Below are 14197 nucleotides of genomic sequence, written 5' to 3'. Positions count from 1 at the left end.
ATTTGTTTGTTTTAAATATTATTGATTTCCTGTGTATTAATTTTGCCCGTTAGCTTTTCTTTCCAACCAGACCATTGGTATTTTCTACTAAAGATAAATAAAAGTATCGGGTAAATTACAATTACAGGTAAGATAACATCTAAACCTGCTTCAGGCTCTGATATGTCCTTAAAAATAGAATGTGTTTGGAAGGCTGACCAATCAGAAGTCACTAACAAAGCACCTACTAAATTATTCGCCGCGTGAAAACCTAAAGCGAGCTCCATTCCTTCATCCATTAAAGTAATTATCCCCAGAAACAGACCTGTACCTACATAATAAACAAAAACAATGTTCCCCATTTTGAGGACTTCAGGATTGGACAAATGCATTCCTCCAAAAATAACTGAGGTCATTAGCAGCGGAAACCATTTGTTCTTGGCAAGATTGGCAAATCCTTGCATTAAATATCCTCTGAATACGTACTCCTCTGTACTGGTTTGTATTGGAATCAAAAGCGTCCCTATAACAACTAGTATTGCAAAGGGCACTGGTTTAAAATTGATTACAAAATCTCCAGGACTAGCAAAATAAAATATTAAAGTGGAAACAATGGTGAAAATTGCCCATGTGGAAAACGCAAAAAAGAATCTGGACCAATCTATTTTTTTTCGAGATGTCGTTACAGAAAGCATCGTTTGCTTGTGCAGGTATCTCACGACAAAATAAATCCCTATCAGGGTAAAGACAAAAGAAATAAGAATCAAAAACAAGGTTAAATTAGGCTCGAAAAAATGCATCATTGCATCATTACCTGAAGGATAGGCTTTCCCTTCAATCATTGTTTCATATAACAAGCCCAATAATAATGGAACCTGTCCAATAAATGAGGCTATTATAATTACAACCGAGCCAATCAAATATTTCCAAAACTTATTTTCTGAATTAACGCCTTGTTCTATAAACATGTATTATTATTTAATTAAATGTGTAATCAGACTTTCAAAGCCTACTTTTGTATGTCCGAAAATAACCTTTTTATTTCATTCAAAAAAATAATTACCATGATTCAAATATACCATAATCCACGTTGCGGCAAATCCAGAAATTGTTTAGCCATGTTAGACGACTCTGGACAAGACCATGAAATCATAAAATATCTAGAACAGCCACCAACTTACATTGAATTAGTTTCTCTTCTAAAAAAACTAAATATGAAGCCATTGCAATTAGTACGCCAAAAAGAAAAAATTTGGATACAAAATTTCAAAAATAAAACAATGACTGATGATGAAATCATTCAAGCCATGATTTCTAATCCCATTCTGATCGAAAGACCAATTGTAATAAAAGAAGGTAAAGCCATCATTGGCAGGGATTTAGATAAATTAACTGCTTTTATTTAAATTCCATTTGTTTTTTTAACAGATTTTTATGATTTGTCCTTTAAACCAAATCCGATTTTTGCATTCCAACTACAATAATTAAAACAAAAAAATAATGCGTTCTAAATTAAATTATTATTTTACCCTTACATTGTTCTTCACATTCTTATTGAGTTTTGCACAGCAAAGGCCAGGTCCAACTGCGGAAAGAATAAAAATTACAGGAACAGTTATTGAGAAAATAAGCAAGCAACCGCTCGAATACGCTACAATTTCGTTTACTAACTCAAAAACTGCAAAAGTAATTGCTGGAGGTATCACGAATCCAAAAGGAGAATTTAATATTGATGTATTCCCTGGAACGTATAATATTAAAATTGAATTTATTTCTTTTAAATCAATTGAATTAAAAGATAAAAACCTAAAAGAAAGCAGCAATTTAGGAACACTTGCTTTAGTGGAAGACGCAGCCCAATTAAATGAAGTTGTTATCCGTGCAGAAAAATCTACCGTAGAGATAAAACTAGATAAAAAAGTGTATAATGTAGGTCAAGATATGCTCGTTAAAGGTGGAACAGTGAGTGATGTATTAGAAAACGTTCCTTCTGTATCCGTTGATGTCGAAGGAAACGTAAGTTTAAGAGGTAGCGACAATGTTCGAATCTTCATTGATGGCCGTCCTTCAAATGCCTTAAATATGGCTGAGGCTTTACGCCAAATTCCAGCTGATGCTATTGACAAGGTTGAAGTAATCACAAATCCATCTGCCCGTTATGATGCTGAAGGTGGAGCCGGAATTTTGAATATCATTCTGAAAAAAGGAAAAAACCAAGGGTTTAATGGTACTTTCATCGTTTCTGGAGGAATTCCTGAAACTTATGGTTTAAGCACCAACTTAAATTACAAAACAGAGAAGATGAACTACTTCACTTCTACTGGTTATAGCTATAGAACTAATGAAGGTGCCGGATTAACCAACTCACAGTATTTCAATCCTGATGGTTCCATCAGTAAATACATTTATGAAAATCGGGAAACCCAGAGAACTAGAAAAGGAATTTCTACTAAAACTGGAGTAGAATGGACAATTGCTCCAAATACGTTCTGGACGAACTCGATCAGTTACAGAAAAAATAGCGGTGAAAACGAAGATCTGGTTACTTATAACGAATTAGATAGTCAACAAAATTTCACTTCTTACAGCTACCGTTTAAATAATGGTACTAACAAAGGAAGTAACTTTGAATTTGCATCTAACTTCCTCAAAAATTTCAATGATAACGGTCATAAATTGACAGTTGACGGATCCTATTCTAAAAACAACGATGTTGATCCTTCTCGAATTGACGGTATTAACATAACATTTCCTTCAGAAAACACATTAAGTACTACATTTAATGACGAAGTCCAAAAACAGTTTCAATTTCAGGCAGACTATGTTTTGCCCATTGGAAAAGGAAGCCAGTTTGAGGCGGGATACAAAGGAAATTTCAACAACCTAAATAAAAATTATGATATTTTCAGCAGTCAAAGCACAAATAATTCGGACATTAATTTATCCAACACATTAGAATACAAAGAAAAAATAAATGCCATTTACACTCAATATGGTTTTAAGATAAATAAATTCTCTTACCTATTTGGTTTACGTTGGGAAGACACTAATATCGACGTTAACTTATTGGATACAAACGAATTTAACAATAAAAAATACAACAAGTTTTTCCCAAGCGCATTTGTAAATTACGAAATTTCAGATGAAAGTAGCCTATCGTTAAGTTATAGTAAGCGTTTATCAAGACCTAGAGGGCGTTTTTTAGACCCTACTCCTAACATTTCAAGTAATATCAATATCTTTAGAGGTAATCCAGATTTAGATCCTTCATTGACAGATAAATTTGATTTAGGATATATCAAACGTTGGGACAAAGTAACATTTAATACGTCTATGTATTTTGAAAACACAACTGATGTGTTCTCTTTTGTACGTTATGAGAGTGGTGAATTTGTAAATGGAACTCCGGTAATTCTTAGTACTCCAATCAACATTGGAAAAGAACAAAAATTTGGATTTGAATTCACTCTAAATTATTCTCCAATCAAAAAATGGAAAATAAACAGTAGTTTCAATCTTTATAACACGAACACAACTGGAGATTTTATGTACACCAATTCACAAAATAAAGTGATTGTTCAAAATCTTGACAATGAAGCTTTCTCTTGGTTTGCAAGAGTTAACTCTCGTTTAACGTTACCGTACAAAATTGAATGGCAAGCAAGCGGAATGTACTTTGGACCAAGTAACACAGCACAAGGTAAAAGTTTAGGTCAATACATGGTCAATACAGCGTTTAGCAAGGATATCTTAAAAGACAACGCTACAATCGCTTTTAATGTGAGTGACATATTCAATTCACGAAAAATGAAATCGGAGACTAATTTATCGAGTGTAAGTAACTATAGTGAGTTTCAGTGGCGAAAAAGACAATTCAATTTGTCATTTACCTATCGTTTGAATAAAAAGAAAACGGATAGAGATAAAAATGCTCCAAAAAACAATGAAGAAGATGGTGGTGGTTTTCCAGGATAAAAAATGATTTAATTGGGTTAATTAATTCATCATAAATGCGGGTTCGTTTCATTACGGGCCCGTATTTTTTTATCTAAAAATAAGGTATAAAAAAAAGGACTCGCGCAAACGGGTCCTTTTTTAAGTAACAATCAATTTAAACTGATTGTTCTTGTTTCTTTTTATCTCTCTTTTCTTTATATGCTTCCCAAGTTGCGCCACCTACCCAATAGGATACGAAACTAACTAAAAAAAACATTAACCAAAATCCTAATGTTAGAATTGATAAAAAAAGTAAAAAGCCTAAGTACTGTGAAAATTCAAACATGTTTTCCGGAATTTTTGAATGTAGCCACAAATGTAAGTGTAATATCTTTTCTTAGCAATAAAAATTCAAATCAATTTTCATAAAATAGTATTTATCCGTATTTTTGAGCTCAATTATAAGGATTTTGCACTTATTTTTTCAGGAGCTATTCCCGCTATCCGTTTCAATCCACGTAAAAACGTGGGATTTTCACTGCTATCGGGGCTAAAAAAGATTCGAACATTAAAAATACCATTGCTATCAATGGAAATTGAACTAAAAATTAAACACACAAATAAACAATAAAATGAAATTCAGAATAGAAAAAGACACCATGGGTGAAGTGCAGGTTCCAGCTGATAAATATTGGGGAGCACAAACAGAACGTTCTAGAAACAATTTTAAAATAGGTCCATCGGCTTCTATGCCAAAAGAAATTATTGAAGGTTTTGCTTATCTAAAAAAAGCAGCCGCTTACGCCAACTGTGATTTAGGTGTTTTACCAGCAGAAAAAAGAGATGCAATCGCAGCAGTATGCGAAGAAATTCTTGCAGGTAAACTAGACGACCAATTTCCATTGGTTATCTGGCAAACAGGTTCAGGTACTCAAAGTAACATGAACGTAAACGAAGTAGTTGCTAATCGCGCACAAGTATTAAAAGGTTTTGAAATTGGCGAAGGAGAACAATTCATTAAAGCTAATGATGACGTAAACAAATCACAGTCTTCAAACGATACTTTCCCTACAGGAATGCACATCGCTGCTTATAAAGCGGTGGTTGAAATTACAATCCCAGGAGTGGAGAAACTAAGAGACACTTTACACGCAAAAGCTACCGAATTTAAAAACGTAGTGAAAATTGGTCGTACGCACCTTATGGATGCTACACCTCTTACTGTTGGTCAAGAACTTTCAGGATATGTAGCCCAATTAAATTATGGCTTAAAAGCAGTTAAAAACACCTTAGCTCACCTATCTGAAGTGGCATTAGGAGGAACTGCAGTAGGAACAGGTTTAAATACACCGGCAGGATATGATGTGAAAGTAGCAGAATACATTGCTGAATTCACCGGACATCCGTTCGTAACAGCCGAAAACAAATTTGAAGCCCTAGCTGCTCACGATGCTATTGTGGAGTCTCACGGTGCTTTAAAACAATTAGCTGTTTCATTAAACAAAATTGCTAACGATATCCGTATGCTTGCTTCAGGACCTCGTTCAGGAATTGGTGAATTGATCATCCCTGAAAACGAACCAGGTTCTTCAATCATGCCAGGAAAAGTAAACCCTACACAATGTGAGGCACTGACAATGGTTTGCGCTCAAGTTATAGGGAATGATGTTGCTATCACTGTTGGTGGAATGCAGGGTCATTATGAGTTGAATGTGTTTAAGCCAGTAATGGCTGCTAACTTCTTACAATCGGCACGTTTATTAGGAGATGCTTGTATGTCTTTTGACGAACATTGCGCTCAAGGTATCGAACCAAACTACAAACGTATCAAAGAATTAGTTGATAACTCATTGATGCTGGTTACAGCATTAAATACTAAAATAGGATATTACAAATCAGCTGAAATTGCTCAAACAGCACATAAAAACGGAACCACTTTAAAAGAAGAGGCCGTTCGTTTAGGATATGTAACCGCTGAAGATTTTGATCTATGGGTAAAACCTGAAGATATGGTAGGAAGCTTGAAATAAGTGCTCCCCTTTATAAAACCAAAAACCTGCAACTAACTTAAGTTGCAGGTTTTTTTATACTTGTCTCTCCCAAAAAATAAGAGCACAAAAAAAGCCTCGAATTTCTTCGAAGCTTTTGCTTTCTGGGTGGAAGACGGGGCTCGAACCCGCGACCCTCGGTACCACAAACCGATGCTCTAACCAACTGAGCTACAACCACCATTTGCTTAGCGGTGGCAAAGATACAACTAAAGTTTACTTTTGCAAATGTTTTTTTTAGAAATTTACTTCATTTTTACTTCAAATCACCTAAACTATTGACTGCCAAATACCTCTCAACAGTAAAACCTTCGGCATGATCTACTCCTGCAAGTCTTCCTAAATCCCTTGTGCGGTAATTAAGGCTTTCTAAGAAGTTTTTAGACGATATAGGCGACTCCGGCTCCTTTGAAGTTGGGTCATAAAACTGTGAGCTGTATGCCAAAATAGATTCGTTTTTTGTCTCTGTAAACCCGCTAATGTCAACAACAAAATCTGGATCAATATTTTTCCATTGAATGTAATGATACACTAGTTTAGGTCTCCAAGCGGTTTGCTTCTCCCCTTCCAGTTCCGTTTCTACTTTCATTAATCCTGATAAAAAACAAGAGTCAGAAACCAACTTACTTCCTTTTCCGTGGTCAATATGGCGATCATCAATAGCGTTACATAATACTATTTCGGGTTTATACTTCCGAATCATTTTTATGATTTGCAATTGGTGTTCTTCGTCATTCACAAAAAACCCATCGCGCATCTCTAGATTTTCCCTCACGGAAATACCTAGAATTTTTGCGGCAGTATTTGCTTCCTGGTCCCTAATGGCTGCCGAGCCTCTTGTTCCTAATTCTCCACGTGTTAAATCTACAATCCCAACTGTTTTCCCTAAGGATATTTCTTTTAAAATAGTTCCTGCACAACCTAATTCAACATCATCCGGATGTGCTCCAAAAGCTAATATATCTAGTTTCATTTTATTCTACTTTATTATTTATTGCTATTATTCGTGATTGATAACATTTCACTATCAAACATTCTCTTTCCTTTATATTCTAAACTCTCTATTCTATGTTCTCTCTATTCTATGCTATATACGCTAAGCCTCTACAAAACCCTTTTCATCGTCATTGATTTATTGACACTTTCTTTCCATTCATTTTCAGGGATACTGTCTTTAGTAATACCACAACCCACATATAAATGAGCCTCCTTATTTGTAATTTGCATGCATCTTAAATTGACATACAAATCAGTTTTAGATGTATCTTTAGAAAATTCTTTCTTATTTATCTCTCCTAAAAATCCAGTATAATATTCTCTATCGTACTTTTCATTTTCTAAAATAAAATTTCTGGCTGATTCTTTTGGTAAACCACAAACTGCAGGAGTTGGATGCAAAACAGAAACTACTTGTTTCATATTAGAATCCTTATTTAGTTTGCCTTCAATATCTGTTTTAATATGCAGTATACCACCAGCTTTCAATGTATATGGACTTGAAACTGCCACTTCTCTCGTTAGTAACTTTATGTTATCCAAAATAAAATCAGTCACAAATTGCTGTTCTTCCATTTCCTTTTTCTCCCAAACAACATCAATAGTATCTTCATAATTTTGCGTCCCTGCTAGAGCCATTGTAAAAAACTTCTTCCTACTGGCTTTTAACAAGCGCTCTGGTGTTGCGCCAATCCATAAACCAATTTTAGGATGGTACCAACAATAACAAAAAGCATCTGGATAAGTGTATATTAATTTTTTAAACACTGAAACCAGATCAAAATTAGGCAGGTCAATAATTTCTTTTCTTGACAAAACCACTTTTTTAAAAACACCTCTTGTTGTAGCATCAACTCCTTTTTGTACCAGTGATTCAAAACGCTCCTTGTCTTGATTATTCACAGGATATTTATTCTCTGAATCGTAATCCGCTTTAAAAGCAGTTAGTTCTGATTCCCACAATATGGATTCTTTTTTAGGAATAAGGATAATCTGGCTGCCATTAAAAGGCGCAAACACAAATCCCGTTTCTTTAAAATCTTCTGCAAAATACAAATGATCATTTTTCTGAAAAAGACCAATTAACTTTGTTTTATTGGGCTTTCTATAAATCACAAAAGGTAAATTTTGTGATTCCTGTTGTTTTACTTTTATAAAAAAATCAATCATAATTAATTTGTTTAAAATTAAATTTTACCCAATTCACGACCCCTTTTTATTGTTTTTTTTCTTTGGTCAAAACCATATTCGTCAATTTACAAAGCGATATTAAATTTCCCGCCTCATCAGTAACCTTAATTTCCCAAAGATGTAGCGTTCTCCCTTTATGGATAATTCGAGCAGTCCCAAAAACAAAACCCTCGCGGATGCTTTTTAAATGATTAGCCGAAATTTCGATTCCACGTACCTCTTGCTCCCTATCATTAATAAAAAAATGGGAAGCTGCACTTCCCACACTTTCAGCCAAAGCCACCGAAGCTCCACCGTGCAATAATCCCATTGGCTGGTGAACTGATGGGTTAACCGGCATTTTAGCGACAAGGAAACCTTCGCCAGCGTCTATGAACTCAATATTTAAGGTTTGCATCAGTGTGTTTTTTGAAAAATCATTGCAATACTGAAGCATTTTATCTTTGTCTAATGTCATCTGTCTTATTTTATAGAATGTAAAAATAAATAAAAGATGAGACACAAAACAGTAAATACAATTGTTATTCTGATTTCAGAATAGATTTTTCTTATTTTTACAAAAAATGAAACCAAATGCGTTCAATCTCTTTTTTACTTTTTATTGGCTTATTTTTAGCTCTTGGCTCTTGCCGTTCTGATTTTGAAACGGTAGCCAGCACGGGGGATTTAACTTTTTCAAAGGACACTATATACTTGGATACCGTTTTTACGAATATTGGCTCTAGCACTTACAGACTAAAAGTGTACAACCGCAGTAAAAATGACATCAGCATACCAACAATAAAATTAGCAAAGGGATTAAACTCTAAATATCGAATGACGGTTGATGGCATGCAAGGGACAGAAGGAAAACTGTTCAATAACATTGATCTTTTGGCTAAAGACAGCCTCTATATTTTCATAGAAACTACCGCTGACATTACTGACGCAAACCCTACTGATTTTCTTTATACGGACCAGATTGAGTTTGATGCTGGAACCAATCTTCAAAAGGTTGAACTGGTAACACTCATCCAAGATGCCGTTTTCCTATATCCAAAACGTTTTGCTGACGGCACAACTGAAACGCTTCCCATTGATGATCAAAAAACTGAAGGCTTTTACCTTGATCAAAATGACCCTGTAAATGGCAACGAATTGTTATTTACTAATAAAAAACCTTATGTGATTTATGGTTATGCAGCCGTTCCTTCTGGAAAAAAAGCTGTTTTTGAAGCTGGAAGTCGTGTCCATTTTCATGCTAATTCAGGATTTATCGTAGGCAATAATGCTTCCATAAACATAAACGGTGCCCAATCAAATACTGACGGATTGGAAAAAGAAGTTGTTTTTGAAGGTGATCGCTTGGAACCGGAATATTCTGATGTTCCCGGACAATGGGGAACAATCTGGCTTACTGACGGAAGCACAAACAATAGTATTAATCATTTAACGATCAAAAATGCCACCATCGGATTGTTGATACAAAACAACGACGGAACCACAGTTTCCATTAAAAACACCCAAATTTACGATTCATCTAACTATGGTATTTTGGCACAGACCGCAAAAATAGAAGGCGAAAACATGGTAATCAATTCTGCTGGCTTGGCTACTTTAAGCTGTTCTTACGGCGGAGATTATAAATTCACCCATTCTACTTTCAATAATAACTGGAACAGCTCCTCACAAGTGGCCGTTTCCATAAATAATTACAGCATAGGAGCCATTCCTGAAGTTAAAGATTTGACGCAAGCCACTTTTAACAATTGCATTATTTACGGTTCTTATGCTAACGAATTGCTTTTGAGCAAAAAAACGACCGCTGCTTTTAACTACCAATTCAATAATTGTTTGATAAAATATGAATCGACTGCAACGAATCCCGACTATCAATTTCAAACAGACGCTGTTCATTACAACGCCATAGTTTTAAACGAAAGTCCGAAGTTTTATAACCTGGCTCAAAACAAACTCAATATTGAAGCTACTTCTGCCGCTTTCGCAAAAGGGAATTCGGCTTTCCTGATTCCAATTGACATTTTGGGAAGCACCAGAATTTTACCGCCTGATTTGGGTGCCTACCAAAGTAAGCCATTCCCGAAATAAAACGTATAACTCAAAGATAAATTAAGCAATTTTCAGTATTTTTTTAATTGTTCGATTTTGTTAAATACTTTGTATTTCACACTTGCGCTTACTATTTTTTTAAACTAAATTTGCACCGTAATACAACAAACTACACAACAATGATCCATTTCTTTGAAAACCAAAGCAAAACTGTTTTTGCAGTACAAACGCAAAGCGAAATTTCGGCTCAAGACATTTCAAAACTAAATTGGCTTTTTGCCGACTCAGATAAAATAGAAAAATCCGTATTGACGGATTTTTTTGTTGGTCCTCGTGCCACAATGATTACGCCTTGGAGTACCAATGCTGTTGAGATCACCCAAAATATGGGGATTTCAGGAATCATTCGAATCGAAGAATTTCAAAAAGTAACAGCTGATTTCACTGATTTTGACCCGATGCTTTCTCAAAAATATTCAGAATTAAATCAAGATATTTTTAACACGGATGTTGCGCCAGAGCCTATATTAGACATTGATGATATTGCTGCTTATAACAAATCAGAAGGATTATCTTTGAGCCCGGAAGAAGTGGAATACTTGGATAATTTAGCCGTGAAAATCGGTAGAAAATTAACCGACTCAGAAATTTTTGCTTTCTCACAAGCCAATTCAGAGCACTGTCGCCACAAGATTTTCAACGGAACTTTTGTAATTGATGGTAAAGAAATGCCTTCTTCCCTATTCAAACTGATCAAGAAAACTTCTGCTGAAAACCCACACGATATTGTTTCAGCATATAAAGATAATGTGGCGTTCGTAAAAGGGCCACGTGTACAACAATTTGCCCCAAAAAGTGCTGACAAAGCTGATTTTTATGAAACTAAGGATTTCGATTCTGTGATTTCATTAAAAGCAGAAACGCACAATTTCCCAACAACAGTAGAGCCTTTCAATGGAGCGGCAACTGGTGCAGGTGGAGAAATTCGTGACCGTTTAGCAGGTGGACAAGGTTCGTTGCCTCTAGCAGGAACGGCAGTTTACATGTCCTCTTACTCAAGACTAGAAGAAAACAGACCTTGGGAAAAAGGAATGACCGAAAGAAAATGGTTGTACCAAACTCCAATGGATATTTTGATCAAAGCTTCAAACGGAGCCTCTGATTTTGGAAACAAATTCGGACAACCGTTAATTACAGGTTCAGTGCTTACTTTCGAACATGAAGAAGATGCTCGCAAATTAGGTTTCGACAAAGTGATTATGCAAGCAGGGGGAATAGGTTACGGAAAATTAGAACAAGCAATCAAAAAAACACCACAAACAGGAGACAAAATCGTTATCCTAGGTGGAGAAAATTATAGAATCGGAATGGGTGGTGCTGCAGTTTCTTCTGCTGATACTGGTGCTTTTAGTTCAGGAATTGAATTAAACGCAATCCAACGTTCGAACCCAGAAATGCAAAAACGTGTTGCTAACGCCATTCGTGGATTAGTAGAAAGCGACAACAACCCAATTGTATCGATTCACGATCACGGAGCTGGAGGACACTTAAACTGTCTTTCGGAATTAGTGGAAGATACAGGTGGATTGATTGATTTAGACAAATTGCCAGTGGGTGACCCTACCCTATCGGCCAAAGAAATAATCGGTAACGAGTCTCAAGAAAGAATGGGATTAGTTATTGGTCAAAAAGACATTAACACTTTACAACGCATCGCTGACAGGGAGCGCGCTCCCATGTATCAGGTAGGTGACGTTACTGGAGATCATCGTTTTACTTTCGAATCAAAAACCACTGGTGCTAAACCGATGGATTATGCTTTGGAAGACTTTTTTGGAAGTTCTCCAAAAGTGGTAATGACTGACGCAACTATCGACAGGAATTATGCTGATTTACATTACGATAAAAAGAACATATCAACCTACTTAGAGCAAGTATTGCAACTAGAAGCAGTGGCTTGTAAAGACTGGTTAACAAATAAAGTAGACCGTTGTGTGGGTGGAAAAGTAGCCAAACAACAAACTACTGGACCTTTACAATTACCATTGAATAACTGTGGTGTAATGGCCTTGGATTATTTAGGTAAAGAAGGTGTGGCGACTTCAATAGGACATTCTCCGGTTGCGGCATTGATCGACCCTGTTGCAGGAAGTAGAACTGCGATTGCAGAGGCATTATCAAATATCGTTTGGGCACCTATCAAAAACGGTCTGGAAGGAATTTCACTTTCGGCTAACTGGATGTGGGCTTGTAAAAATGAAGGCGAAGATGCTCGTTTGTACGCAGCGGTAGAAAGCTGTTCTAATTTTGCAATCGAATTGGGAATCAATATCCCTACTGGAAAAGATTCACTTTCGATGAAACAAAAATATCCAAACGAAGAAGTGATCGCACCGGGAACGGTTATCATTTCGGCAGGTGGAAATTGTATCGACATCAATAAAGTAGTGGAACCTGTTTTACAAAGAGACGGTGGTTCTATCTATTATATCAACCTTTCGCAAGATGATTTCAAATTAGGTGGCTCTTCATTAGCACAGACTTTGAATACTATTGGAAAAGATGCACCGACAATTAAAGATGCCGCTTTTTTCAAAAAGGCCTTCAATACGATGCAAGAATTAATTCTTGACGATCAAATCCTTGCCGGACACGACATAGGAAGTGGTGGATTGATTACAACCTTATTAGAAATGTGTTTTGCTGATTTGAACTTGGGAGCCAAAATTGACTTCTCTGTTTTTGAAGAAAAAGACATCATCAAATATCTTTTTGCCGAAAACATAGGAATTGTTTTCCAAGCTAAGGACGATGCTACTTTAGAAAATAAATTAAATGCAAATGGAGTTCCTTTCTATAAATTAGGGACTGTTACGACTGATGAAAGGTTAGACTTTGGACCTTGTGCATTAAGTATTCCAAAATACAGAGATATCTGGTTTAAGACTTCATTTTTATTAGACCAAAAGCAATCTAAAAACGGAATGGCGCAAGCGCGTTTCGACAATTATAAAAACCAACCATTACAGTTTACTTTCCCTGTACATTTTACAGGAAAGAAACCCGTAATCGACTTCTCAAAACCACGTCCAAAAGCGGCTATCATCCGTGAAAAAGGAAGCAACTCTGAGCGTGAGGTTGCAAACGCCATGTATCTTGCCGGTTTTGATGTTAAAGACGTTCACATGACCGATTTGATTTCAGGTCGTGAAAACCTAGAGGACATTCAGTTCATAGGCATCGTGGGTGGTTTTTCTAACTCGGATGTTTTAGGTTCAGCCAAAGGTTGGGCAGGAGCGTTTTTATACAATGAAAAAGCAAATAGCGCATTGAAAAACTTCTTCAAAAGAGAAGACACACTATCTGTTGGTATTTGCAACGGTTGCCAGTTGTTTATGGAATTAGAATTGATTAATCCGGAGCATGAAGTACACGGAAAAATGCTTCATAACGACAGCCATAAACACGAAAGTATATTCACCTCAGTAACGGTACAGGAAAACAAATCAGTAATGTTGCATACACTAGCTGGATCGACATTAGGAGTTTGGGTTTCGCATGGTGAAGGAAAATTCAATTTGCCGTTAGCCGAAGAAAAATACAACATCGTAGGGAAATACGGTTATGAAGGATATCCAGCAAATCCAAACGGATCTGATTACAACACTGCTATGCTATGTGATGCTACAGGTCGTCACCTGGTGATGATGCCACATATTGAGCGTTCTAATTTTCAATGGAACTGGGCGAATTATCCAGCAGGCAGAAACGATGAAGTTTCTCCTTGGCACGAAGCTTTTGTCAATGCCAAAAAATGGATTGATAAAAAATAATATTTTTGATCTACAATATTGAAAGCGTTCCTGAAAAGGAGCGCTTTTTTTATGGGAAGGAATTAGAGTGCTCTTGATGATTTGTAAGAACATTTTTACTATATTTGAGAGTAAATAAAGCGAAACAAGACTTCGTATATACACCCAAAAAAGGGTAGATTGGCG

10 protein-coding genes and 1 tRNA gene are annotated in these 14197 nt (G+C 36.0%); 5 read left to right on the top strand and 6 right to left on the bottom strand.

The window, feature by feature from the left end; all coding sequences use genetic code 11:
• Window positions 1–11 precede the first annotated feature (11 nt).
• On the bottom strand, window positions 12–947 hold the full coding sequence (locus HJ01_RS13200) for a CPBP family intramembrane glutamic endopeptidase (RefSeq protein ID WP_007138958.1): 936 nt from the start codon (window positions 945–947) through the stop codon (window positions 12–14).
• A 96-nt stretch (window positions 948–1043) separates the two neighbouring features.
• On the opposite strand from HJ01_RS13200, the gene arsC reads away from it, so the two are divergent.
• Both arsC and HJ01_RS13190 read left to right on the top strand, forming a co-directional pair.
• Window positions 1044–1385: an arsenate reductase (glutaredoxin) gene (gene arsC, locus HJ01_RS13195; RefSeq protein ID WP_040473985.1), complete on the top strand. Its 342-nt coding sequence runs from the start codon at window positions 1044–1046 to the stop codon at window positions 1383–1385.
• Window positions 1386–1479: 94 nt separating this feature from the next.
• A complete protein-coding gene (locus HJ01_RS13190) occupies window positions 1480–3954 on the top strand; it encodes an outer membrane beta-barrel family protein (protein WP_007138956.1) in 2475 nt (824 codons plus the stop codon).
• A gap of 136 nt (window positions 3955–4090) precedes the next feature.
• On the opposite strand, the gene HJ01_RS17770 is transcribed toward HJ01_RS13190, so the two are convergent.
• Entirely contained in the window at window positions 4091–4261 is a 171-nt protein-coding gene (locus HJ01_RS17770; protein WP_007138955.1) for a hypothetical protein, read from the bottom strand.
• A gap of 286 nt (window positions 4262–4547) precedes the next feature.
• On the opposite strand from HJ01_RS17770, the gene fumC reads away from it, so the two are divergent.
• Window positions 4548–5945, top strand: a complete 1398-nt coding sequence (fumC, locus tag HJ01_RS13180) for a class II fumarate hydratase (RefSeq protein ID WP_007138954.1) — start codon at window positions 4548–4550, stop codon at window positions 5943–5945.
• 124 nt (window positions 5946–6069) lie between these two features.
• On the opposite strand, the gene HJ01_RS13175 is transcribed toward fumC, so the two are convergent.
• From HJ01_RS13175 to HJ01_RS13160, 4 genes are all read right to left on the bottom strand, one after another.
• Window positions 6070–6145 (bottom strand) — tRNA-His (locus tag HJ01_RS13175).
• A gap of 74 nt (window positions 6146–6219) precedes the next feature.
• Entirely contained in the window at window positions 6220–6936 is a 717-nt protein-coding gene (gene bshB1, locus HJ01_RS13170; protein WP_007138953.1) for a bacillithiol biosynthesis deacetylase BshB1, read from the bottom strand.
• A 131-nt stretch (window positions 6937–7067) separates the two neighbouring features.
• Window positions 7068–8129 (bottom strand): chorismate-binding protein, encoded by a 1062-nt coding sequence (locus HJ01_RS13165; RefSeq protein WP_007138952.1) that lies wholly within the window; start codon window positions 8127–8129, stop codon window positions 7068–7070.
• A 46-nt stretch (window positions 8130–8175) separates the two neighbouring features.
• A complete protein-coding gene (locus tag HJ01_RS13160; RefSeq protein ID WP_007138951.1) occupies window positions 8176–8607 on the bottom strand; it encodes a PaaI family thioesterase in 432 nt (143 codons plus the stop codon).
• A gap of 116 nt (window positions 8608–8723) precedes the next feature.
• On the opposite strand from HJ01_RS13160, the gene HJ01_RS13155 reads away from it, so the two are divergent.
• A complete protein-coding gene (locus HJ01_RS13155; RefSeq protein WP_007138950.1) occupies window positions 8724–10238 on the top strand; it encodes a hypothetical protein in 1515 nt (504 codons plus the stop codon).
• 140 nt (window positions 10239–10378) lie between these two features.
• The gene (purL, locus tag HJ01_RS13150; RefSeq protein WP_007138949.1) at window positions 10379–14032 is read left to right on the top strand and encodes a phosphoribosylformylglycinamidine synthase; all 3654 of its coding nucleotides are present in this window, start codon (window positions 10379–10381) and stop codon (window positions 14030–14032) included.
• The last annotated feature ends 165 nt before the right edge of the window (window positions 14033–14197 follow it).

Origin of the sequence: Flavobacterium frigoris PS1 (assembly GCF_000252125.1) — a bacterium.
Taxonomy (GTDB): domain Bacteria; phylum Bacteroidota; class Bacteroidia; order Flavobacteriales; family Flavobacteriaceae; genus Flavobacterium; species Flavobacterium frigoris_A.
The sequence above is the reverse complement of the archived record's forward strand: the minus strand, read 5'-3'. Positions and strand labels throughout refer to the sequence as shown.

Bases quoted from the DNA above. Each gene is read 5' to 3' on its own strand.
- HJ01_RS13200 (WP_007138958.1), bottom strand. From the start codon at position 947: ATGTTTATAGAACAAGGCGTTAATTCAGAAAATAAGTTTTGGAAATAT.
- arsC (WP_040473985.1), top strand. From the start codon at position 1,044: ATGATTCAAATATACCATAATCCACGTTGCGGCAAATCCAGAAATTGT.
- HJ01_RS13190 (WP_007138956.1), top strand. From the start codon at position 1,480: ATGCGTTCTAAATTAAATTATTATTTTACCCTTACATTGTTCTTCACA.
- HJ01_RS17770 (WP_007138955.1), bottom strand. From the start codon at position 4,261: ATGTTTGAATTTTCACAGTACTTAGGCTTTTTACTTTTTTTATCAATT.
- fumC (WP_007138954.1), top strand. From the start codon at position 4,548: ATGAAATTCAGAATAGAAAAAGACACCATGGGTGAAGTGCAGGTTCCA.
- bshB1 (WP_007138953.1), bottom strand. From the start codon at position 6,936: ATGAAACTAGATATATTAGCTTTTGGAGCACATCCGGATGATGTTGAA.
- HJ01_RS13165 (WP_007138952.1), bottom strand. From the start codon at position 8,129: ATGATTGATTTTTTTATAAAAGTAAAACAACAGGAATCACAAAATTTA.
- HJ01_RS13160 (WP_007138951.1), bottom strand. From the start codon at position 8,607: ATGACATTAGACAAAGATAAAATGCTTCAGTATTGCAATGATTTTTCA.
- HJ01_RS13155 (WP_007138950.1), top strand. From the start codon at position 8,724: ATGCGTTCAATCTCTTTTTTACTTTTTATTGGCTTATTTTTAGCTCTT.
- purL (WP_007138949.1), top strand. From the start codon at position 10,379: ATGATCCATTTCTTTGAAAACCAAAGCAAAACTGTTTTTGCAGTACAA.